We start from the raw sequence: 22,565 nt of genomic DNA on the forward strand, positions 1-22,565 counted from the left end.
ACACCGAGGATCCCGACAGGGCGCCGGCGCCATACTTATCGAATGACCACTCCATTGTGATGCTTCGCGATCTTATGCCAGCTGCCGAACTGCGAGGCGCGCAAACAGACCACCTGCCTCGATCAGCTCCTCGAACCGCCCTTCCTCCACGACCCTTCCCCCGTCCATCACATAGATGCGCGCGGCACGCTGCACGGTGGATAGGCGATGTGCAACGACGAGGGTGGTGACGCCCATTGCCTCCAGATTGCGTGTCACCACCTCCTGCGTTCGGTTGTCGAGGGCGCTGGTCGCCTCGTCCAAGAGAAGGATGCGCGGGCGGTGCGCGAGGGCGCGGGCGATCATCAGCCGCTGCCGCTGCCCGCCCGACAAGGTGCCGCCGCCCTCGGCAAGCATAGTGTGCAACCCCATCGGCATGGCAGCGATGTCAGGTTCCAGTCCGGCTGCGCGGGCCGCCGCCATCGCCTCCTCCACGCTCATCGGCACGCCGCCTGCGATATTCTCCAGCAACGAGCCCGCCAGCACCCGCCCGCGCTGAAGCACCACACCCATCTGCCGTCGCACCGCGCGCGGGTCGAGCCCGGCGAGGTCGCGTCCATCCATGAACACGGCCCCGGCTTCTGGCGCCTCGAAACCCAACAAGAGGCGGAGCACGGTGGACTTACCAGAGCCCGAGGGGCCGACCAGCGCCACCGTCTCGCCTGGCGCGGCGCGCAGGGTCACTTGGTCCAGGGCGGAAGGGAGGCTCGGCGCGTAGCGGAAGGTGATACCCTGAAGCTCGACCATGCCGCGCAGCGTTCCGGGGTCTCTCCGCAGCCCCGCATCCTCAGGAACCGCCTCCAGGATGGGGCGGGCACGCTCATACAGCGGCACGAGCGCCAGCACAGAGGGCATCACCCCAGCCAGCGACAGCAGCGCAGAGTTGAACTGGCCGAAGGCCGCGCTGAATGCGACGAAGTCGCCAATTCCCACCTGCGCCCAGCCCAGCCCGACCGCTGCTATCAACACGCCGGTGGACAGGGTTCCCCAGAGCGCACCGAAGGCCGAGACACCGCCCGACACCAGCCGGCTGCGAAGCGAGAGCCTCGCCTCCTCCACAAAAGCCAGCGCGAAGCGGGCGAAGCCCCGATCCTCGGCTGCTGCGACGCGCAGCTTGGCGATCCCCTCGACCAGTTCCAGGGCGAAGGAGCGGACACGGCCCGATGCAGCCAGCAGGCGCCGCCGGAGCCGAAGTTGCAGCAAGGCAGCCGCCACCATCACCAACGCCTGCACCAGTGCGAGGCCGAGCGCGACCAAAGCCAGGCGCCAGCTATAGTGCAGCAGCAGCACAAAGTTCAGCGCACCGAACAACGCCGCCAAGGCGGTGCCGACCACCGTACCGCTCGCTGCCTCGCGCATCTGGTTCACCGCATCGGCGCGCATGGCGAGGTCTGCCGCCTGCTGCCCCCGGAAGAAGGAAACCGGCAGGCGCAGGAGGCGGTCCCAGATCGCGGCCTCCAGCCGCGCATTCACCGTGGTTGCGAGGCGCAGCAGCGCAAAGCCGCGCACGAGGGCGAACACGCTGGCACCCACCGCTGCGGCCGCCAGCCCGGCCAGGATCTGCGCCAGCTCGCCGCGCGCGCTGGCTGGGATGATGCTCTCAAAGAGCAGTCCGGTGGCATAGGGGGTGGCCAGCCCGAGAAGACCCGCGAGTAGCGAGACGAGAAGGATCGTCGTCAGTTCCCGCCGCCCACCGAGCAGCCCCAGGCGCAGCAAAGCCTGCGCGCCCAGCTTCGTGTCCGGCAGCATGGGCGAAAAGCTGTAGCCAAAGGGTTCGAGATCCGCTTCGACCGGCTTACTGGTTCCGGGCAGCAGTGCAACCGGGTGGCCATCGGGGGCCAGGAAGCCCAGAAAGGGTTCCTCCGCCCGGTGCTGCCAACCAGGCTCCAGGCGAACGCGGCGGGCGCGAAGGCGAAAGCCCTCGGCGGCGGCCAAGACGGCACGGTGCCGGTCTTCCGTGTGTCCTGCGGAGGATGCGACGCCTTCGCCTGCGGTCTGGACGCCCAAGGCATGGGCGATGCGCCGCAGCGCACCCTGCAGCCCCTCGCCTTCGCTTTCGTCGTGGGTCTTGCCCCCTTTCCCGGCCAGCGAGGCTATCGCTTCGGCGGCGCGGGCATCGCCGCTGCTTGCCCGCTCGGCAATGCGGCCGCTGAGGCTTTCCTGCGCCCGCTGCGAAGCAGCGGCGAGGCGTGCGAGGCAAGCGGCGTGGAACCGCTCCAGCGCTGCCGGAAGCTGCCCCTTGTCCAGAAGCGAAGCCCAGCCGAGGTAGCGCAGCCGCGTGCCGGGAAGGCCAAGCAACCCCGGCCCGGCTGCGGGCAGGGGCACGATTTCGCCCGGACCGGCGCCAGGGACCACACCGTCCGCTTCTTCCAGCCGGCCTGCTTCGACCAGCGCCCAAACCACCCCCTCGCGCGGGCGCAGCAAGGTCGCCTCGGACAGTGCCTCGCCCTCCGCCGGAAGCGCGGGCTCGGGCGAAGGGCCGTGAAAGGCCCCGCGCGACAACGCGATGAGCCATGCCTCCAGGGCGGGCAACAGCGCCGCCTGCACGTCCTCCGGCGCCACGGGGCGCAGCCTCGTTCCCGGCTCTGGCCAAGCGCGCACGGGATGTTCCGCATTGCCCAGGCAGGGCGCGACGCTACCCGCCGCGACGCGCAGCAGCGGCACGGAAAGCCCAGCATGGCTCGACGGACTTAGCCGCAATTCCAGCGCGCCAGCTTCCACGACGAACCACAGCCCGCCGCCATCCATCACCAGCGGTCCGGTTGGGACGAAGGGATTGGCGCTGGCCGGATGAAGCGACGCCTCGGGTGCGATCCCGCTCATGCCAAGCGCACCAGTTCGGCATAGGGGCCAGGCTGTGCGAACAGCGTCGCGTGGGCGCCCCGCTGCACGACCTGCCCACGCTCCACCACGAGGATTTCGTCGCAGTCGCGAATGGTGGAAAGTCGATGCGCGACCACCAGCGTGGTGCAGCCCCGCCGGCGCAGGTTCGCCAGCAGCTGCGCCTCTACCACCGGATCGAGGGCGGAGGTCGCCTCGTCGAGGATCAGGAGGCTCGGCTGATGCACCAGGGCGCGGGCAATCTCCAGGCGCTGCGCCTGTCCGCCTGAGAAATCCGCGCCGCCTTCCGCGACGGGTCCGTCATAGCCGCCGGGCCGCGCCAGAATGACCTCGTGCAGGCAGGCATCGCGCGCGGCGGCCAGGATGTCCGCCTCGGGGATAGTGTCGTCCCAGAGCGTCAGGTTCTCCCGCACCGTGCCGCGGAACAGAGCCACTTGCTGGTCCACGAAGCCCAGCGACGCCGCTACCGCTTCGCGCGGCCAGGAGGCGGCCGGGCGGCCATCCATCAGGATCTCACCCCCCCAGGGGTCATAGAGTCCAGCGAGGAGCCGCGCGACGGTGGATTTTCCGCTTCCCGACGCGCCCACCAGGGCAACACGCGCTCCAGGCACCAGCCGTAGGCTGAAACCCTGGATCAGCGGCGCCTCCAGCGGCGAATAGCCAAAGGCGAGGTCGCGCATCTCCACCTGGCCAGACAGCCGTGTCGCCGGGCCGGAAGGCGCATCTCCGGGCACGAGACGCGGATCGGCTTGTGCTGCCGCCACGTCGTCCACGCGCTCCACTTCGCCCTGCAAGGCGCGCAGCCGTGCGGTCGCGCCTGCAAGAGCCTGCACCGGGCCGAAAAAGCCGGAAAGCAAGGCCTGGAAGGCCACCAGCGTCCCGATGGTGATCGCGCCGTCCATGGCGCGCAACGCTCCGAGCCCCAGCACGGCCGCCATTCCCAGGCCTGCGAGCAGCGTGGGCAGGAGGTCCAGCGCCAGCGCGGGCAGCTGCAGCCGCAGCCGCGCATTGAGCAGTCGCGCCTGCATGCCGGCCCACCGGCCGAAGAAGTCCGCTTCAAGACCGCCGGCTTTCAGCGTCTCGATGGCCTGGATGCCGCCGACTGACACGGCGGCCATGCGCGCTCCCTCGCGCGCTACCTGCCGCGCCGCCTCGCGCTGTGTCGCCACCACGCCCTGCACCACGAGCGCGTTCAGCAGCGCCACCGAGAGCCCCACCAGCGTCAGCACCGGATCGTAGAGCAGCATGAGGCCGAGATGGAAAGCCACAGCCAGTCCAGCGGCGAGCAGTGCGGTCGCCTCCGCCCCCACGCGATGGCCGGTTTCCGAGGCGGCCGAGGCGCGGGAGGCGAGATCGCCCGCATAGCGCTGGGCAAAGAACCCGGTCGGCAGGCGCAGCATGTGGCGGAAGAAGCGCAGACCAAATCCGGCGCCCAGCGCCAACTCCTGCCGCGCCATCGCGTGTTCCTGCAGCCATGTCAGCAGGCCGCGCAGCAGCGCCGCGAAGGCAAGGCCGAGCAGCAGCGGCCTCACCCACCCCTCGAAGCCGCGCACCAGCACGTCGTCCACGAAGATCTTGGACGCGGCGGGCACCGCCACCACGGGCAACAAGGCCAGCGTTGCGGCGATGGCGAGATAGGCGAGCCCTTCGCGAGCCGCGGCGAGGCGGGACAGGGCGGCGGCGAGCGGGCGCGGCTTCGTGCCGCCTCGATTGAAATCCGGCCCTGGCTCGAAGACCAGAAGCACGCCGGTGAAGGCGCTGTCGAATTCGACATGGGGCACGAGGCGCGGGCCTGAAGCGGGGTCGATGATTCGCACCCCTTTCTTCTCCATCCGCTCCACCACGACGAAATGGTTGAACTCCCAGAACGCGATGGCCGGCAGGCGGTGCGCGGCGATGCCTTCGGGCTCGACGCGCCAGCCCTTCGCTTCGAGCCCATAGCGTCGCGCAGCGCGCAGCAGGTGGCTGGCACGGCTGCCGTCACGCGACACGCCGCAGGCGACGCGCATCTCCTCCAGCCTCACCCAGCGCCCGTGATGGGCCAGCACCATGGCCAAGGAGGCGGCGCCGCATTCCGTCGCCTCCATCTGAAGGATGGTGGGTGTCACAGTCCCGTCCACCGTCGCAGCGCGGGAATGACCAGTTCGATCGGCGACGCAGCTCGCACGGTGACGTCACCTGCGACCAGCATGCCGTTCTCCACCGCCACCTCGCGCCCCTTGCGGGAGGTCCAGGCGTAGGGATTGGCGCTGCCCTGCGCCGGGTCGGGCCGCAGCGCGACGCGCACCAGCAGAGGCGCGCGGTCCCCGGCCAGCTGCCGCGCGAGGTCCGGGTTGGCGAGGAGGTCCGCCACCCCCTGCTGCGACACTGGAACAGGCGAGACGTTGGTGACGGTGCCGACCAGAGCGCCGTACTCCTCGCGCCGCGCCGTGCTGGGCGAAAGGCGTACCTCCATGCCAGGACGAACCTGCTTGCCTGCATCCGCGGGGACAAAGAGCAGCGCCTCCAGCGTCTCCTCCCCGGTCTCGACCACCAGCAGGCGCTGCCCTGCAGAAACCAGAGAGAAGCGCGTGACCGGCGTCATCACCACCTCCCCGGCCACGCTGGCGCGGATCTCGGTGGCGAGGCTGCGCGACAGCCGCGCCTGGTCCAGCTGCCCCTGCACATCCACTTCCTGCCGCGCGAGGCCCTCGACCTCGGCATCACGCTGGGCGCGGAGGGAAAGCAGACCCGTTTCCAGAGAATCCAGATCGGTCCGGGTGCGCGAGAGCGCCTCGCGCGCTGCGAAGAGACGCTCGCGCACGTCAACCACGCGTTCCGTGGTGACGAGGCCGCTGCCAGCCAGCCCCTCGCGCGTCCGAAGTAGGGTCTCCAATTCGGTGATGCGGCGCGCGGTCAGTCCCGCCGTTTCTTCCAGGCCTCGCCGACGCGTGGCAGCTGCCTGCTCCTCCTGCGACAGCCGTTCGGCGTAACGGGCGCGCACCGCCTCACCTTGGGCGTGCAATTCCCGAAGCCGCTCCTCTGTCCCGGTCACGCGCGCATCCTCCTCCGGCGCGCGCAATCGGGCGATCAGCCCGCCCGGCTCGACACGCTCGCCCGTGCCGGCCAAGTGCTCCAGCCAGCCCGACTTGGGGGCGTTGATGCCTACGAACATGCCATTGGCTTGGACAAGCACGCCCTGCCCAGCCGCTGTCATGCGGTAAGTACCGAAGATGCCCCAGGCTAGGGCGGCCGCCAGCAGCCCCGCGCAGGTCAACAGCGCTGCCCAGCCCAGGGGCGGCACGATCCGGCTGCGCTGCTCCAGCTCCTCCGGCGCGGAGAGACGCGCCAGCGCCTTCTCGCGGAACAGGGCGGGCGCGCTCACCGCCACCGCCCCAAGAAAGGACATGCGAGACGGGCGGAGCTGCGGTGCAAGTCGGGGAAGGAAAGCATTCTCCGGCAGTCTTCAGACCATCATGAAGCAAGCCGCAAGGCCGGGAATTCCCGGATGGACAACGCGAAAACCGCGCGGGCACCTCACCCGCGCGGCGCTTTGAAGCGGCTCTTCGCCTTTAGTTCAGAGTGCTCCGGCGGCGGTTCCCACGAGTGCGCCGGAGGCGGTGAGGCCTGCGGTGGCGGTGGCGCCTGTGGCGATGATGCCGCCCATGGTGACGCCGGCCTCGGCGAAGAGGGCTGCGGCCGAGCCGGCCAGCAGGGGCGCGGCGGCGCCTGCGGTGGCGATGGTGAGCGCCACCCCGGCCACGAGCCCGACGCCCGCGCCGATCCAGGTGCCGGCGCCGAGGCCGCCGGAGATGTCGTCGAGCTGCGCGTCGGACAGGGCGAGGCCGGGGGCGGTGCAGGTGATCTGCGTCATGATCGTGGTTCCTGTGGAAAGGGGCGTGAGGGAAGGGTTGCGGAGGAGGCTTGTGAGGAGGGGGAGCGGCAGCGCCTCAGCCGAGGGAGGAGCCGATCTGCTGGCCCACCACGCCACCGGCGCCCGCGCCGACGATCCCGCCGACCACGGCGCCGACGGTGGGGGCGGCCGCCATGGTGGCGAAGGTGGCCTCGGTCATGCCGGCCATGATGCCCGCGATCATGCCGCCGGCGAGGCCACCCGTGGCAGCGACCAGCGCGCCGCCGGCCAGGATGCCCACGCCCAGGCCGATGGCACCGCCCAGGCTCATGCCGCCTGCGATGCCGTCCAGCTGAGCGTCGGAAAGGGCGAGGGAAGCGGGGGCGGTGGAGGAGATGGCGGTCATGGTCTGGGTCCTTGGCTTTCGATGCCTCCCGTCCTGCGGGAGTGAGGCCATCCTACCGACGCCACGTCATCGCTGAAGTCGATTGCGCCGAAGAAGGCGATAGGTGATGACGATGGAAAAACGGGACCGGCGCGGTGCGCGGGGTGACTGAGGAAGCCCAGCCCCAGCACCAAGCCTCGGCGCTCCTTCTGGTCGACATCCAAGAGATGCTGAAGAAGGCCGGGTCAGGCATCACAGGCCTGCGCAACCAAGCGATCATCCTGCTCGGCTGGGCCGGGACGCTCCGGCACTGGAGATCGTCTCGCTGCGCGCTGACCTCTTGCGCCGCGCCGACGAGTCCTGGAACCACATCGCGCTGCGCGGGGAGGGGCTGGTGGTCCGGATCATCGGCTCCAAGGGCGAGCGCGAGCGCCCGACCGAGCTCGGCATCCCGCGCGGGAAGGGGAGGGACACCTGGCCGGTGCGGGCCGTTGTTCGTGCCAGTCTCGGCGAAAGGGATCCCCGAACCCCGCGCCCTCTCGGGCGAGGCCGTGCGCAAGATGATCAGGCACGTTGCGGGGGAAGCAGGGATCGAGAGCACGTCGCTGGAGCCGATCTCGGCCCACGGCTTGGGCGCGGGGTTCATCACCGAGGCCTGCAAGCAAGGCATCGACGACGAGAGCATCATGGGCCACTCGCGGCGCAAGGACGTGAGCACCATGCGCCGCCACGTCCGCCGCGCGAAGATCGTCTCAGGCTCGGTCGCGGGCAAGCTCGGCCTGTGAGCGCCGGGGCAGGGTAGGGCAGGGGGGTGCGCTGCCGGCATCCGTATCGGGTCTACAATCGCCTGAGCGTCTCGGGGTCGGAGGAGCGCATGCGCGCTTTCCGCTCGGCCGCGCGCGGCCGCGGGGCGGTGAAGTGGGTGCTCGACTACGACCAGATTGAACAGGAACTGGTTGCGCTCTTGCTGCAACAGCCGCCAAGCGAAGGTCGGTCGGGCAGGAGGGCGCAAAGATGCTGGCGCGCGAGATGCGCGATTGGATCTGGGACGGGACCGATCTCGTGCATTCCGCCGTGGGGATAAGGATCGGCTGCCCACTCGACTGGCACAGCCTCGTGCCCGTGCCCTGGCAAGTGCTGCGGGGGGACCTGGGGCACCTGTGAGGGCTTCTTTGCTTGCTGCGGCCCCATCGGGAGTGAGCCTGGCAGCGACGTGCTCAAGATAAGGAACGTGGATCGCGCGAAGGCTGCGCTGCAGGCCTGCGGATAAAGGGCGAAAAGTTCGTCATCATTCTGGCGACCGACAACGGGCCCACAACCACGGTCAGCGAGGTGACGGCCGATCTGCTGCGGCGGATGGGCATGAGTATCCAGCATGTCGCCACGGACTGGAACTCCATGCTCCAGCGCCGCAACAGCCGCGAGGCGGTTGGAGCATCTTCCATACACTTTGGAACGGTGCCGATATCCTGACCCCTGCGGTGAACACCTTGGTGCGTGCGAACGGCGGTCAGGCATGGTCCGGCTGGCCCACCGGCCCAGCACTCGAGGAACTGCGCACAGATTGGTTTGAGGCCCCCGAACTGGCCCAACAGCAAGACATCGCGACAGGGCTGCAGGCGCAAGCCTTCCGGTCGATGCCCTTCGTCCCGCCCGGCCAGATGAAGCAGTCGACTGCCTATCGCCGCAATCTGCAGGGGCTTCGTCACCGCGCCCGTGCCGTTCTTCTGGGGCGTCCACAAAGGGTGAGGCAACCGGGTCAGGAGCAGGCCCGGAACCCATGCCGCGTCACTCGGGCGTGATGCCGGCGCGTGCCATCAACTCGCGATTGGCGTCGAGATTCCGGCGGATGCTCGCGACCATGGCCGCGCGGCCCGGGGGCGCGGGCTCAAGGCCAAGCTCCTCCAGCCGCGCGCGGGTCGTGGCTTCCGCGAAGGTGGCGACAAGCGCGGCTTCCAGCGCCTCAGCCACGGCGGGCGGCGTGCCTGCAGGCGCCGAGACGCCAAGCCATGCGTCGAAGTGGAAGTCGGTGAAGCCCAACTCGCTCAGCGTCGGCACGGCCGGCATCGAGGGGATGCGGTTGCGCGCGGGCACGCCGAAGCCCTGGAGCCGGCCCGCTTCCACATGCGGCTTCGCCGAAGCGAAGGTGGGAAACATCAGGTCCACGCGGCCCGCGAGGATCTCGGTGATCGCGGGGCCCGAGCCGCCGAAGGGGATGTGAAGCATCTCCACTCCGGCGCGACGCAGGAAATCGACCATCACCAGATGGGCCGTGGAGCCGATGCCGAAGCTGGCATAGCTCAACTGGCCCGGACGACGCCGCGCCTCCTCCAGTACGGCAGCCAAGCTCGGCCAGCGCGGATGCCCCACCAGCATGAACAGCGTGTTGCCGATCATGGTCAGGTGATGGAAGTCGGCAAGCGGGTCGTAGCCGGGGTTGCGCTGCGCATGTGGGACGGCGGCGAAGGTCGTCACGCTCCCGAAGAGCAGCGTATGGCCGTCCGGCTGCGCCCGGGCCACTTGCCGCGCGGCGATGGCGGTCGCGGCGCCCGGGCGGAAATCGGTGACGAAGCTGCCGCCGAGCCGCTGCGCGAGGCCCTGGGTGATGATGTTGCCCAGTACCGTCGGCAGCCCGCCCGCGGTGTAGGGCATCACGAGCGTCACCGGCCGCGCGCCTGGAAAGGAAGCCTGGGCTGCCGCCGGGACGTCGGCGAGCAGCGGCGCGGCCAGGAGGGACCGGCGGGAAAACGCCGTCATGCGTCATGCTCCGTCACGAGGGGCGCTCGCGGCCGAGGACCAGCGTCCCGCTGGCCGCGAACATGCCGCCGACGCCGTGGCACACGGCAATCTCCACCTTCCCGACCTGCGCGGGCGCCGTGCCTCGCACCTGACGGATGCTCTCCTGGATGGCGAACATCCCGTACATGCCGGTGTGGGTGTAGGAAAGGCCGCCGCCATTGGTGTTCACGGGCAGCCTGCCGCCCGGCGCGGTGTGGCGCTCGGCGACGAAGCGCGCCGACTCCCCGCGCGGCACGAAGCCCAGATCCTCCAGGCCGAAGAGCGGCAGGTGCGCGAAGGCGTCGTAGAGCATGAGGTGGTCCACGTCGGCATGGGTGACGCCGGCGCTGCGGAAGGCCTCGGGGCCGGCGACGCGAAAGGCGCGGGAGGTAGTGAAATCCTCCATCTGGCTGATCATCTGCGCCTCGACACTTTCGCCGCTGCCGAGCAGATAGGCGGGCGGCTGCGGAAAGTTGCGGGCGCGGTCGGCGGAGGTCATGACCAGCGCGCCGCCGCCATCCGTCACGACGCAGCACTGCAGGATGCGGAAGGGATAGGCGATCATGCGGCTGTTCAGCACATCCGCCACGGTGATCGGGTCGCGGTAGAGCGCGCGCGGATTGCGAGAGGCCCATTCGCGCTGGACGACCGAGACCATCGCGATCTCCTCCTCCGTGACGCCGAAGGTCTTCATCCAGCGCAGCACGGGAATCGGAAACAGCGTGGGTGGCCCGACTGGACCGAAGGGCGCCTCGAACTGGCCGGGCAACGAGCCGGGTTCGGGTGGGCGCGGCGCGCCCGCCACGCGGGACCGCCCGCTCTCGCCATGGGCGATGAGTACGGTGTTGCAATAGCCCGCCATGATCGCCGCCGCGGCGTGGCGGACATGCAGCATGAAGGAGCAGCCGCCCACCCCCGTGCCGTCCACCCAGCGTGGCGTCAGGCCGAGGTAGTGCGCCAGCGCCTGCGGGCGGAAATTGCCGACGCAGGCCAGCCCGTCCACGTCGGCGGGCTTCAGCCCCGCATCGGCCAGGGCGTTGAGCGCCGCGTCGGCAGCGAGCCCGATCTCCGAAAGCTGCGGCACGATGCCGAGTTCCGTCGTTTCCGCCGCGCCGACGACCGCGACGCTGCCGGGCGCGATCATGGCGCGCCTCCCCCAGCGGGCCGGAAGAGCGGCAGCGTGATCTCCTCGTCCAGCGGCGTCGGCGCCAGCTCCAATTCCATGTCGAGCAGCAGCGCCTCGGGTGTTTGCGGGCAGTCCACGATGTTGGTCATCAAGCGCGGCCCCTCCTCCAACGTGACGACGGCAATGGCGTAGGGCGGCGTGAAGCCGGGTGCGGAGCGGTGATGGATGACGTAGGAGTAGAGCGTCGCTCGGCCCGAGGCGCGGAAGACCTGCACGTCGCGCGTGCCGGTGAAGGGGCTGAAGGGGCGTGGCGGAAAATAGGCACGGCCCGTGTCGCCGCAGCGCTGGAGCAGAAGCTCTCCGCGCCGGAGCCCGTCCCAGAAATGCTGCGTCTCGGGGGTGGGAAGCGGCCGGGGCCGTTGCGACGCCGCGCTCATTCCGCGGCCCGCGCGGCCGGACGCTTTTCCTGCCGGGGCAAGAGGGAGCGGGCGATGATCTGCTTCATCACCTCGACCGAGCCGCCGGCGATGCGCGACATGCGAGCATCGGCCCAGGCGCGGGCGATCGGATATTCCCACATGTAGCCAGCGCCGCCATGAAGCTGGACGCATTGATCGAGCACTCGGCCCTGGATCTCCGTGGCCTGCATCTTGGCGATGGCGGCATCCACGGAATCGAGCTTCCCCTGGAGATGCACTTCCAGGCAGCGATCCACGTAGGTGCGCAACAGGGTGATCTCCGCGCGCATCTCGGCCAAGCGGAACTGCGTGTTCTGGAAATCGGCCAGGGTCTGGCCGAAGGCGGGGCGCCCGGTGACATAGGCGATGGTTTGCTCCAGCGCCGCCTCCGCGCCGGCGGCTGCGCGCACGGCCTGGACCAGGCGCTCCTGCGCCAGTTCCGTCATCAGCTGGGTGAAGCCTCGCCCCTCCTCGCCGAGCAGGTTCGAGACGGGGACGCGCACGCCGTCCAGGAACAGCTCCGACGTGTCCATCGCCTTGCAGCCGACCTTCTTCAGCGGCTTGCCCCGCGCGAAGCCCGGACGATCCGTCTCGACGAGGATCAGGCTGACGCCGCGGGCGCGCGCCGTCGGGTCGGTCTTCGCGGCCACCACGATGACATCCGCACCCTGCGCGTTGGTGATGTAGATCTTCTGCCCGTTCAGGACGTACTCGTCGCCCTCGCGGATCGCCGTGGTGCGGATGGATTGGAGGTCGCTTCCGCCCTGGGGCTCCGTCATCGCGACGGCGGCAAGCGCCTCGCCGCGTGCCATGCGGGGAAGCCAATGCCGCTTCTGCTCCTCCGTGCCGTAGTGCAGGAGATAAGGCGCGACGATGTCGGAATGGAGCGAGAAGGCCGGCCCTGTGGCGCCGGCGCGCGACATCTCCTCGATCACGACCGCGCTGTGGAGGAAGTCCCCGCCCATGCCGCCGTATTCCTCGGGGATGTTACAGAGAAGCAGCCCGGCCGCGCCGGCCTTGTGCCACGCCTCGCGCGGGACGACGCCCGCCTCCTCCCAAGCGGCGTGATGGGGCATGATCTCGCGTTCGACGAAGCGCCGGACCTGCCCCCGGAACATTTCATGCTCCGCCGTGAAGACGGTTCGCGGGATCATGGGGCGCTCCTCCACTTCGTTGTGGTCATTCTTTTTGGCGAATAGTATTTTGGCAAGCGAAAACTTGGAGGTCGCCCGTGGCGGACGGAATCGCGCTGGAGGAAAGCGGACGAAGCAAGGGGGAGGTCCCGGCCGTGGCGGCGGCGATCCGCATCCTTCGCCACCTCGCTGCGGCGCAGGCCCCGCTCGGCGTGACGCCGCTGGCGCGTGCCCTCGGCCTCAATCCTTCGACCTGCTTCAACATCCTGCGCACCCTGGCGCAGGGCGAGCTCGTCCGCTTCGACCCGGACAGCAAGACCTACGCGCTCGACCTGGGCCTCGTGGACCTTGCGCGGGCGGCTTTCGCGAAGGGCGCGGAGCAGGCGCGCATCCTGCCGATGATGCGGCAGCTGGCGATGCGGCGGGGCGTGACCGTGACCTTCTGGCGCCCGGCGGGGCCGGACCGGATGGTGCTCACTCAGGTCGCGGAAAGCGACCAGGTGATGCGCATCCGTATGGGCGTCGGCCAGCGCCTGCCTTTGCTGATCGGCGCCATGGGCCGCATCGCCGGCGCCTTTGGCGGGCTGGGCGAGGCGGAGCTGCGCCGCCGCTTCGAGGCGCTGCGCTGGGACCAGCCCCTTGGCTTCGAGGAGTTCCTCCGGCAGGTGGAAGTGGCGCGGGAGCGCGGCTGGGCCCTGGATGAGGGGCATTACGTCGCGGGCGTCACCACCCTGTCCGCCCCCGTTTTGCTGGATGACGGCAGCGGGCTTTGCGTGGTCAGCGCGACCATGTTCGGGGCGCAGCACGCCGCTTCCGGAAGTGACGTGATCGGCGCCGACCTCGCCATGCTGGCCAAGGACATCCGCCGGGCGCTTTCGTTCGACTGAAGGAAGAGCATTCCTCCTGAAGAAGAAATGGCACCGCTTTCTAGATGCGGCGTCCGGCTCCCGCCCAGTGCGGCTCCCGCAGCACGCGTTTCAGCAGCTTGCCGGAATCGTCGCGCGGGAAGCTCTCGTGGAACTCGAAGCGGCGCGGGATCTTGAAGTTGGCGAGGTGCCCCCGCAGCGCCGCGCGCAGCCCTTGCTCCGTCAGCCCGGGCGAGGCGCGCACGGCGGCGCAGATGGCCTCGCCGAACTCGGCGTCGGGAATGCCGAAGACGGCGCAATCCAGCACGCCCTCGACGCCGATCAGCGCGGCCTCGATCTCGGCCGGGTAGATGTTGACGCCGCCGGAGATGATCATGTCGCGCTTCCGGTCGCACAGGAACAGGTAGCCCTCCTCGTCCCGGTAGCCGACATCGCCGACCGAGATCAGCCCGTCCCACTCCACGCCCCGCCGGTCGGAATCGCGCTTGTGGTAGGTGAAGTCCGGCATGCAGGCGAGGCCAGCGAAGATCTCGCCTGGTTCGCCGATGCCGCAGTCGCGTCCCGCCTCGTCGAGGATGCGCATCGTCGCTCCCTCCACCAGCCGCCCGACCGTGCCCGGACGCTCCAGCCATTCGGCGCTGGTGCAGGCGGTGACCGCGCCAAGGTCGGTCGCGCCATAGAATTCGTGCAGCACCGGTCCCCACCACTCAATGATGGCTCGCTTCACCTCAGGCGGGCATGGCGCGGCAGCATGGGTGACGTGGCGCAGCGAGGACAGGTCATATCGGCGCCGCACCGCCTCTGGCAGCTGGAGCAGCCGCACCATCATGGTCGGGACCACGAAGGTGGTGTCGATGCGGTGCCGCTCGACCAGCCCCAGGAACTCCTCCGGGTCGAAGCGTGGCATCAGTACCAGGATCTCCGCCAGATGGGCCGAGCGGAGCCCGAAGCTGTTGGGCGCGCTGTGATAGAGCGGCCCGGGCAGAAGGGCACGGATGCCAGGCACCAGCCCGTAGAGCTGGGCGCGGTTGCGCCCCATGCCGGCCACCTGCTCCGGCGTGGGTGGCTGGCGGCGCACGCCCTTGGGCCGCCCGGTGGTGCCCGAGGTGTAGATCATGCTCTCGCGGGTCGGCTCAGGAGCCTTGTCCCACTCCCCGTGCCGCGCGAGGAAATCCTCCCACTCCTCGCCGGACGGGGCCGCGCCGCCCGGGGCGAGCCCATAGGCCTCGGCAAGTTCCGGCGGCGTCCGGACGGTCAGCACCGCGATGCCGGCCGGCGCCTCCGAAAGAAGGGGCAGCAGGTCTTCGTGCGCGACCACGACCTTCGCGTCGCAATCGCCGAGGAGATACGCCACCTCCTCCGGCTTCCAGTGCCAGTTCACCGGCACGGCGTAGCCGCCCAGGATCGTCGCCGCCTGGCTCGCCTCGACGAAGGGGAAGTCGTTGCGCATCAGAAGGGCGACGCTGTCCCCCGGACCGACGCCCAGGGCGCGCAGCCCCGTCGCGGCGCGACGCGCACGGGACAGCAGCGCCGCACGCTCCAGCCGCCGCTTTCCGGAAAGCAGCGCGCCCTCCTCCGTCATGCCTCGAACTCGGCTCGCCCGTTGTTCAGCACCACCACGTCGCGCGCCGGCACCCGCACGCGGAAGGCCGCCGCCCCCGGGCCGAGGCGCCAGATCTCCGTGCGCAGCGTTTCCCCGGGATAGACCGGCGAGGTGAAGCGGAGGTCCAGCCGGCGCAGCCTTTCCGCGTGTCCGCCGCACAGAAGCTGGGCGATGGACCACCCGGCGACGCCGTAGGAGGCGAGGCCGTGTAGGATGGGCTGCTTGAACCCCGCTTGCGCCGCCACGTCCGGATCCGCGTGGACCGGGTTGAAGTCGCCGCTCAGCCGGTAGAGCAGCGCCGCGTGCGGCCCGAGCGTCCAGTCGAAATGGGCCTCGGGCTCGCCCTCCGGGACGGGATGCGGCTGGCGGATGGGGCCGGCCGGGCCGCCGAAGCCGCCATCGCCGCGCAGGAAGGAGGTGCTGGTGATGGAGCAGAGCAGCTCCTCCGTCGCCGCGTCGCGCACCTCGCGCGTGGTGTAGAGCAGCGCCCCCCGCCCCGGCCCCTTGTCGATGATCTCGTCGATGCGCAGCCGGCCCACGACGCGGCCTTCGGCCGGAAGGGGCCGGTGGATCGTCAGGCCTTGCTCGCCATGCAGCACCTTGGGCCAGTCCACGCCGGTGTCGGGCTCGCGCAGCCAGAAGCCGGGTCCGGCCAGCACGACGCCCATGGTCGGCAGGGCCATCAGCCCTTCCTCGTACACGTGGCGAAGCTGGCCGCGATCCATCGGATCCTGCCCGAGGCCGAGGCCGAGCGCGTAGAGGATCGTGTCCTTGAAGCGGTAATCCTGCACCACGTCAGGAAAGGGGCGCGCGCGCAGCGCGTCGTAGTTGATCGCCATCCTGCTTCTCCTCAGCCCACGAGCCGCCATTGCACCAGCGTGTAGGGCGGGCTGGCCTCGTCATTCGGCTCAAAGACCGCTTCCACCTCCGCCTCGATCCGCGGTTCCGCACCCGGTGCGCCGACGAGGTTGCCGATCATGCGGATGTTGTCCGCCTCGGGCAGCTCCACCAGGACGATGGTGTAGGGACCGTGCCCATTGAGCGCGGGGTGCACCGGGTGGTGCGGCGTTTCCCAGGAATAGATGCGTCCGCGCGGCTTCACCTCGGCCCAGTCCAGATCGAAGGAATGGCAGCGGTGGCAGATCCACTCCGGGCCCCATTGGTGGCCCCCGCAGCCCCCGCATTTCTGCACCAGCAGGCGGCCTTCGCGCGCCGCCTTCCAGTAGGGGGCGGAAAGCGGCTCCTCCGTCGAGGGGGCGGGAAGCCCCGGCGGCAGAGCGTGGTTCGTCGTGCTCACAGGGTTCCCTCCGTGCCGAGGATGAGGCTGCTGACCGGCGTCACCATCGGGCCGCCGATGACCATCGCGATTTCGGGATCGGGCACTTGGTTGATGGCGGTGCGGCGAAGCTGCCGCACGGCCTCGTTCACCAACTCCAGCCCGTGCATGTAGCACTCCGCCAGGTTCCCGCCGCTGGTGTTCAGCGGCATGCGCCCGGTCGGCGCCAGCAGGTTCTCCTTCACCAGGAACTCGTTCGCCTCCTCCGGCTTCACCAGCCCGTGCTCCACGAGGCCGAGCAGCACGCCGCCCGTGAAGTTCTCGTAGGCCTGGAGGACGTCGATATCGCCCGGCCCGCATTTCGCCATTTCGTAGAGGTTTCGCGCCACGGTAGGAAAATGGGCGGAGGCGTAGTGCGGCGCATTGTGCACCGGCGCCGCGCTGCGGTGATGGCCGCCCTGCGCCGCGCCCAGCAGGTAGACCGGTGGATGCGGGAGGTCCTTGGCCCGGTCGGCCGGCACCACCAGCACCGCCGCCGCGCCGTCATTCTCCTGGCAGCAATCGAAGAGGCGGTGGAAGGGTTCGATGATCCAGCGCGAGGCGTCGTACTTCGCCTCGTCCAGGGGGCGGCCCTGCATCACCGCGCGCGGATTGGACTGCGCGTGGTGATAGGAGGCGAGGGCGATGGAGCGGAGCGCCTCGTGGCGGATGCCGTTCTCCGTCAAGAAGCGCGTGATCTTCATGGCGAAGCGCTGCGCGGGCGACATCAGCCCGTAGGGCCAAAGGAAGGCATCTTCCCCCATCGCCATTGGCGCCTGCGCGCCCTTGCCGTAGCGCGCGAACTGCCCCTGTGCGAGCGAGCGGAAGGCGATGACGCAGTTCGCCATGCCGGAATGCACGGCGGCCGCCGCATTCGCCACCGCGGCCGCGACGCCCCCGCCCCCGCCGCCCCAATGCATGTTGGAGAAGCGCAGCTCGTGGATGCCGAGCGCGGCGGCGAGGCGCGTCGCCTCCGACCGGTCATTGCCGTAGGTGGCGAAGCCGTCCACCTCGCGCGGGTCGATGCCGGCATCGGCGCAGGCGGCCAGCACCGCCTTCAGCGCGAGCTTGAACTCGGCATCCGGGGACTGGCCATGCTTGTAGTAGGTCGTCTCGCCGATCCCGGCGATGGCCGCCTTGCCGCGCAGCGTGCGCTCCGTCATGCGGTGTGATCCCTCGTCGCCATGCCCGCCTCCTCGGTCAGTCGATGCGGAAATTGGTTGCGTTCGCGAAGGCGCGCCACTTCGCCACCTCGGCGGAAACGAAGCGGCGGAACGCCTCGCCGCGCAGCGCGAGAGGCAGCGCGCCCTGCCGGGCCAGGAAATCCCGGAACCCCTCGCTGGCCATGATCTCCGCGGTTTCGCGTTCCAGCCTTGCCGTCACGGCCGGCGGAAGGTCACGCGGGCCGAACAGGGCGAACCAGGTCTCGGCCTCGACATTCCGTACGCCTTCCTCGCTCATGGTCGGGACATCGGGGAGGCCCGGCAGGCGCTCCGGGGCCGCCACGGCGAGAGGGCGGATGCGCCCGGCGCGGATCATCTCGATGCCCGGGTTCGGATACTCGAACATCAGTTGCACGTTGCCGGCCAGCAGATCCGCCAGGGCCGGGGCACCGCCGCGATAGGGCACGTGTGCGAGGTCCGCCCCCGTCGAGAGCTTGAACATCTCGCCCAGCAGGTGCTGCACCGTGCCGATGCCGGCGGAGCCATAGGTGATCTGGCCCGGCCGCCGCTTCGCGTCGGCCACCAGCTCCGCCACGTTGCGCCAGGGCGCATCCGGCCGGCAGACAAGGGTGCCGACGATCTTCGCGAGGCCATGGACCGGCGTGAAGTCGCTTTCCGGGTCGTAGCCCGGATTGCGCAACAGCGAGGCGTTGGACGCCTTGGTGCCCTGGGTGCCGATCATCAGCGTGTAGCCATCGGGCGCGCTGCGGGCGACGGTGCGCGCGGCGACGGAACCGCCCGCGCCGGGGCGGTTCTCCGCGACGACGGACTGGCCCAGGCGCTGCGTCAGCCCCGCCGCCGTGAAGCGCCCGACCGCGTCGGTGAAGGCGCCCGGCGCGAAGGGGATCACCAGCGTGACCGGCCGTTCCGGCCAGGCCTGCGCGCGGGCAGCCGTTGCAAGCGCGAGGGCCGGGACCGAAAGCGCCGCGGCGCGGCGCGTGACATGCGTCATCGGTTCCTCCCTCACCCGAGCTCGAGCACGAGGCCTTCGCGGCGGATCACGTCCCGCCACTTTGCGATCTCACGCGCGACGAAGTCGCCGAACTGCTCGACCGTCGTGGGATGCGGGGCCGAGCCCGCCTGCGCGAAGCGCGTCCGCGTGTCCGGCTGGGCGAGAACCTTGCCCACCTCCGCGTTGCAGGCGGCCGCCGCCTCTGGCGGCGAGGCGGCAAGGCCGAACAGCCCGACCCAGGTGGACACGTCGTACTCGGCGAGTTCCGGCGCCGTTTCGCGCAGCGCCGGCACGTCGGGCAGGAGCGGGCTGCGCTCGGCCGACGTCACGGCGAGGGCGCGCAGCCGCCCGGCCTGCACGTGCTGGCTCGCGGCGATCAAGTTCTCGAACATGAACTGCACGTTGCCCGCCAGCAGCTCCACCAGCGCGGGGGCCGAGCCGCGGAATGGCACGTGCGCCGCCTCGGCCCGCGCCAGCTGCAGGAACCAGACGCCCGACAGATGCGGCGACTGCCCGATCCCGGAGGAGGCGTAGTTCAGCTGCCCGCGGCGCGCCCGCAGCAGCGCGATGAATTCCGGCACGGTCGTCGCCGGCACGGAAGGATGCACCACCAGCACGTTCGGGCCGCGGATGAGGCCCGAGACCGGCGCGAAGGAGGCGGGAGTGTAGGGCAGTTCGCGGAACAGCGTGTAGGCGATGGATTGCGGGCCGATATTGCCCACCAGCAGCGTATGCCCGTCCGGCGCCGCGCGCAGGAACTCCACGGTGCCGGTCACGCCGCCGCCGCCCGAGCGGTTCTCGACCACAACGGGCTGGCCCCAGGCGGCCTGGAGCTGCGCGCCGACGAGCCGGCCGCCGATATCGGTGATCCCGCCCGGCGGGGCCGGGACGATGATGCGCATGGGACGCGAGGGCCGCCATTCGCTGGCCCGGGCCCGCGCGGCCAGGCCCGAGCCCGCGAGGGCGACGGCAAGGCGACGAGTCAGATGATGCATGGGCGACCTCCTCTGTCTTCTCGCTTCAAGCCACCACGCCCCGCGCGGCGAGCCTCTCGATCTCTTCCGGCTCCACGCCCCAGCGCGACAGCGCGGCGGGGTTTCCGCGATCGGGCGCAGGGGGCACTGGAGCCGGCGAGGGTGTCCGGTCGAAGCGCGGCGCAGGTGCGGGCTGCACGACGCCGCCCACCTCCAGATACGCATCGCGCGCTCGTGCGTGCGGGTGGTGCGGGGCTTCTTCCATGGTCAGCACGGGCGCGAAGCAGGAGTCGCTTCCCTCCAGCAGAGCGCACCATTCGTTGCGGCTGCGCGTGCGGAGATGGGCCGCGAGCACCTCGCGCGCGGCGGGCCAGGTCGAGGGGTCGAGGCGGCGCGGGAAGGCGTCGGGCGGCAGGCCGATGCGCCCGAGGAGCTCCTCGAAGAAGCGCTGCTCGATCGGCGCGACGGCGACCAGCTTGCCGTCGGCGCAGGGATAGACGTCGTAGAAGAAGGCGCCGCTGTCGAGCAGGTTGGCGCCGCGCTCCTCCACGTGGCGCCCGGTAGCGAGCAGGCCGTGAAACATCGTCATCAGCGCGGCGGTGCCATCGGTCACGGCGGCATCCACCACCTGCCCGCGTCCCGAGACGCCACGCTCCAGCAACGCCGCAAGGATGCCGACGACGAGGTGAAGCGCCCCGCCGGCGAAATCGCCTAGCAGCGCGAGAGGCGGGGCGGGAAGCTCGCCGCGCCGTCCGATCGCGTGCAGCGCGCCGGTCACCGCGATGTAGTTGAGGTCGTGCCCCGCGGACCGGGCCAGCGGCCCCTCCTGCCCCCACCCGGTGACGCGGCCATAGACGAGACGCGGATTCACGCCGTGGCACTTCGCCGGCCCGAGGCCGAGCCGTTCCATCACGCCGGGACGGAACCCCTCCACCAGCGCATCGGCCTGCGCCGCGAGGCGGAGGGCGAGGGCCTGCCCCTCCGCGCTCTTCAGGTCGAGCGCGACGGCAGGGCGGCCGCGATTCAGCAGGTTCCGCTCGGCGGCCTGTCCGGAGCCGAGATCGGCGGGGCCGGGACGCGCGATGCGCAGCACCTCCGCGCCCATGCCGGCCAGGACCATAGCCGCCATGGGGGCCGGCCCGATCGCAGGCATCTCGAGGATGCGCAGCCCCGCAAGCGGGCCGCTCATCCGGCCGCCGGCTCCACGTGGCGTGCGTCGCGCAGCTCGGTCTTGCGGATCTTGCCGGTGGGGCTGCGTGGCAGCGGCTCGGAGCTGATCTCCACGCTCTTGGGGCATTTGTAGCCGGCGATTCGGGCGCGGCAATGCGCTAGCAGCGCGTCTTCCGTCAGCTGGTGGCCGGGCCGCGTGACGACCGTCGCATGCACCGCCTCGCCCCAGCGCGGGTGCGGCACGCCGAAGACCGCGCATTCCAGCACCGCGGGATGGTCGTGGATCGCGTTCTCGACCTCGGCGGAATAGACGTTCTCGCCGCCGCTGATGATCATGTCCTTCAGCCGGTCGACGACGTAGAGGTATCCTTCCTCGTCGAGGTAGCCGGCATCCCCCGTGTGCATCCATCCGCCGCGCAGGGCCCGCGCCGTTTCCTCGGGGCGGTTCCAGTATCCCTTCATCACCGTGGGGCCGCGCACCTGGACCTCGCCCACCGTGCCCGCCGGCACCTCTCGATCCTCCGGGTCGGCGATGCGGAGCTCGACATTGGGCAGGACCTGCCCGGCGGAGCGAAGCCGCGGCGAGCCAGGGACGTGGTCGCGCGCCGGAAGCATGGTGGCGACCGGCGAGAGTTCGGTCTGGCCGTAGGACTGCACCAACCCCACCTGCGGAAGGCATCGGATCAGCCTTTCGACCAGCGCGACCGGCATGGGCGAGGCGCCGTAGCTGACCACGCGCAGGCTCGACAGGTCGCGCTGGCCGAGATCCGGATGGTCGAGCAGCGCGGTGACCATGGCGGGCACCATCACGGCATGAGTCACGCCCTCGCCCTCGATGGCGCGTAGCACCTCGCCCGCGTCGAAGCGCGGCAGGACCACATGCCGCCCGCCATGAAGCGTGGTGGAGAATACACGGGCGCCGGCCCCCATGTGAAAGAGTGGGCCGCAATGGAGATGCGCCATCCCTTCCCCCATCCCGAGGGGCGCCGTCGTGTTCAGCGCGTTCAGCACCAGCCCGGCATGGGTCAGCGCCACGCCCTTGGCGCGACCCGTGGTGCCGCCGGTGTAGAAGAGGCAGGCCACGTCGTCGCCGCCGCGCCCGGTATCGGGCATGGGGGGGAGGGCGGTCATTCTCTGCTCCGCTTCCTCCGCCGTCAGCAGGATCGGACGGACCGGCAGGCTCCCGACGAGCTCGGCGGCGATGGCGGCGTGGGCCGCGTCCACCAGAAGCAGGCCGGGCAGCGCGTCCTCCAGCATCTCCCGCATCTCGGGAAAGGCGAAGCGGCTGTTGACCGGTGCGAGGATCCCGCCCGCCCAGGGTACGGCCTGATAGGTTTCGAGGTAGAGATGCCCGCTATCGGCCAGGATCGCCACGCGGTCCCCCGCCTTCAGCCCGAGGGAACGGAACACGGCAGCGAGGCGCGCCACGCGCGCCGCATGCTCCTCCCAGGTGAAGCTGTGGCCGCGATCCACCACGGCCACGGCGGCACGCCGGTTCCTCGCCGCTCGGCGCAGGCCGGAGGTGACGGAAAGGCCCGCCGTCACGCGCAATCCCCGGATGCCAGCTTCGGTCCTTGCCGCGCCATCATGGGCAGCGCCTCCTCCCTCGTGGCGGCGAGGCTAGGGCGTGGCTGCGCTCGCATGCAAGCGTTTATTCTTTCTGAAGAAGAAAATTCTTTTGGCCGAATGAACGGCGCGCGATGCGGCTCGTCGTCCCTAGCGGTTGCAGATGCTTTTCCTGCCAGGGCAGGCTAGCGCGCCAAACGTAGAGGCGGGCTCCACACGGCGCAGGGCGACGTCCGAAAAAGCGAAATCTTATTCTGGTCCTGAAATGCCGATGCTTTCCCCGATGCTGACTGAGCGCTCACTC

The 22,565-nt window shown here is 70.3% G+C and carries 20 protein-coding genes; 3 read left to right on the top strand and 17 right to left on the bottom strand.

Annotated features, from left to right (window positions below; translation table 11 throughout):
- Positions 1-72 precede the first annotated feature (72 nt).
- From OF850_RS07915 to OF850_RS07935, 5 genes are all read right to left on the bottom strand, one after another.
- The gene (locus OF850_RS07915) at positions 73-2,862 is read right to left on the bottom strand and encodes an NHLP bacteriocin export ABC transporter permease/ATPase subunit (protein WP_301589454.1); all 2,790 of its coding nucleotides are present in this window, start codon (positions 2,860-2,862) and stop codon (positions 73-75) included.
- On the bottom strand, positions 2,859-4,988 hold the full coding sequence (locus OF850_RS07920; RefSeq protein ID WP_301589455.1) for an NHLP family bacteriocin export ABC transporter peptidase/permease/ATPase subunit: 2,130 nt from the start codon (positions 4,986-4,988) through the stop codon (positions 2,859-2,861). The genes OF850_RS07915 and OF850_RS07920 overlap by 4 nt, the downstream gene beginning before the upstream one ends.
- Complete coding sequence (locus OF850_RS07925) at positions 4,985-6,244, bottom strand: NHLP bacteriocin system secretion protein (protein ID WP_301589456.1); 1,260 nt, start codon at positions 6,242-6,244, stop codon at positions 4,985-4,987. Before OF850_RS07925 ends, OF850_RS07920 begins: the two co-directional genes overlap by 4 nt.
- A gap of 192 nt (positions 6,245-6,436) precedes the next feature.
- Positions 6,437-6,733: a hypothetical protein gene (locus OF850_RS07930; RefSeq protein WP_301589457.1), complete on the bottom strand. Its 297-nt coding sequence runs from the start codon at positions 6,731-6,733 to the stop codon at positions 6,437-6,439.
- A gap of 76 nt (positions 6,734-6,809) precedes the next feature.
- On the bottom strand, positions 6,810-7,118 hold the full coding sequence (locus OF850_RS07935) for a hypothetical protein (protein ID WP_301589458.1): 309 nt from the start codon (positions 7,116-7,118) through the stop codon (positions 6,810-6,812).
- A gap of 530 nt (positions 7,119-7,648) precedes the next feature.
- Between OF850_RS07935 and OF850_RS07940 the strand changes: the two genes are divergently transcribed.
- Both OF850_RS07940 and OF850_RS07945 read left to right on the top strand, forming a co-directional pair.
- Entirely contained in the window at positions 7,649-7,882 is a 234-nt protein-coding gene (locus tag OF850_RS07940; RefSeq protein ID WP_301589459.1) for a site-specific integrase, read from the top strand.
- Positions 7,883-8,126: 244 nt separating this feature from the next.
- The gene (locus OF850_RS07945) at positions 8,127-8,261 is read left to right on the top strand and encodes a hypothetical protein (protein ID WP_301589460.1); all 135 of its coding nucleotides are present in this window, start codon (positions 8,127-8,129) and stop codon (positions 8,259-8,261) included.
- A gap of 624 nt (positions 8,262-8,885) precedes the next feature.
- Here OF850_RS07945 and OF850_RS07950 read toward each other — a convergent pair.
- Genes OF850_RS07950 through OF850_RS07965 form a run of 4 tightly spaced genes read right to left on the bottom strand, consistent with a single transcriptional unit; the run spans position 8,886 to position 12,613 of the window.
- Positions 8,886-9,854: a Bug family tripartite tricarboxylate transporter substrate binding protein gene (locus tag OF850_RS07950; protein ID WP_301589461.1), complete on the bottom strand. Its 969-nt coding sequence runs from the start codon at positions 9,852-9,854 to the stop codon at positions 8,886-8,888.
- A 13-nt stretch (positions 9,855-9,867) separates the two neighbouring features.
- Complete coding sequence (locus OF850_RS07955; protein ID WP_301589462.1) at positions 9,868-11,019, bottom strand: thiolase C-terminal domain-containing protein; 1,152 nt, start codon at positions 11,017-11,019, stop codon at positions 9,868-9,870.
- Positions 11,016-11,438 (bottom strand): Zn-ribbon domain-containing OB-fold protein, encoded by a 423-nt coding sequence (locus OF850_RS07960; RefSeq protein WP_301589463.1) that lies wholly within the window; start codon positions 11,436-11,438, stop codon positions 11,016-11,018. The genes OF850_RS07955 and OF850_RS07960 overlap by 4 nt, the downstream gene beginning before the upstream one ends.
- Positions 11,435-12,613 (bottom strand): acyl-CoA dehydrogenase family protein, encoded by a 1,179-nt coding sequence (locus OF850_RS07965; protein ID WP_301589464.1) that lies wholly within the window; start codon positions 12,611-12,613, stop codon positions 11,435-11,437. The genes OF850_RS07960 and OF850_RS07965 overlap by 4 nt, the downstream gene beginning before the upstream one ends.
- A gap of 77 nt (positions 12,614-12,690) precedes the next feature.
- Here OF850_RS07965 and OF850_RS07970 point away from each other — a divergent pair, with 77 nt between their 5' ends.
- Positions 12,691-13,479: an IclR family transcriptional regulator gene (locus OF850_RS07970; RefSeq protein WP_301589467.1), complete on the top strand. Its 789-nt coding sequence runs from the start codon at positions 12,691-12,693 to the stop codon at positions 13,477-13,479.
- Between the two features lie 40 nt (positions 13,480-13,519).
- On the opposite strand, the gene OF850_RS07975 is transcribed toward OF850_RS07970, so the two are convergent.
- From OF850_RS07975 to OF850_RS08010, 8 genes are read right to left on the bottom strand one after another with little or no spacing between them, the layout of a single operon-like run.
- The gene (locus OF850_RS07975; protein ID WP_301589468.1) at positions 13,520-15,040 is read right to left on the bottom strand and encodes an acyl-CoA synthetase; all 1,521 of its coding nucleotides are present in this window, start codon (positions 15,038-15,040) and stop codon (positions 13,520-13,522) included.
- Entirely contained in the window at positions 15,037-15,900 is an 864-nt protein-coding gene (locus tag OF850_RS07980) for a MaoC/PaaZ C-terminal domain-containing protein (RefSeq protein ID WP_301589469.1), read from the bottom strand. Before OF850_RS07980 ends, OF850_RS07975 begins: the two co-directional genes overlap by 4 nt.
- An 11-nt stretch (positions 15,901-15,911) precedes the next feature.
- Positions 15,912-16,358 carry a Zn-ribbon domain-containing OB-fold protein gene (locus tag OF850_RS07985; protein ID WP_301589470.1) on the bottom strand — a complete coding sequence of 149 codons (447 nt, stop codon included), beginning with the start codon at positions 16,356-16,358 and terminating at the stop codon, positions 15,912-15,914.
- Positions 16,355-17,539 carry a thiolase C-terminal domain-containing protein gene (locus tag OF850_RS07990; RefSeq protein ID WP_301589471.1) on the bottom strand — a complete coding sequence of 395 codons (1,185 nt, stop codon included), beginning with the start codon at positions 17,537-17,539 and terminating at the stop codon, positions 16,355-16,357. Before OF850_RS07990 ends, OF850_RS07985 begins: the two co-directional genes overlap by 4 nt.
- 37 nt (positions 17,540-17,576) lie before the next feature.
- A complete protein-coding gene (locus OF850_RS07995) occupies positions 17,577-18,551 on the bottom strand; it encodes a Bug family tripartite tricarboxylate transporter substrate binding protein (protein ID WP_301589473.1) in 975 nt (324 codons plus the stop codon).
- Between the two features lie 11 nt (positions 18,552-18,562).
- Positions 18,563-19,546: a Bug family tripartite tricarboxylate transporter substrate binding protein gene (locus tag OF850_RS08000; protein WP_301589474.1), complete on the bottom strand. Its 984-nt coding sequence runs from the start codon at positions 19,544-19,546 to the stop codon at positions 18,563-18,565.
- 25 nt (positions 19,547-19,571) lie between these two features.
- The gene (locus OF850_RS08005; protein ID WP_301589475.1) at positions 19,572-20,714 is read right to left on the bottom strand and encodes a CaiB/BaiF CoA transferase family protein; all 1,143 of its coding nucleotides are present in this window, start codon (positions 20,712-20,714) and stop codon (positions 19,572-19,574) included.
- Positions 20,711-22,240, bottom strand: a complete 1,530-nt coding sequence (locus OF850_RS08010) for an acyl-CoA synthetase (protein WP_301589476.1) — start codon at positions 22,238-22,240, stop codon at positions 20,711-20,713. Before OF850_RS08010 ends, OF850_RS08005 begins: the two co-directional genes overlap by 4 nt.
- Positions 22,241-22,565 lie beyond the last annotated feature (325 nt).

It is taken from the genome of Sabulicella glaciei (assembly GCF_026183895.1).
Classification (GTDB): domain Bacteria; phylum Pseudomonadota; class Alphaproteobacteria; order Acetobacterales; family Acetobacteraceae; genus Roseococcus; species Roseococcus glaciei.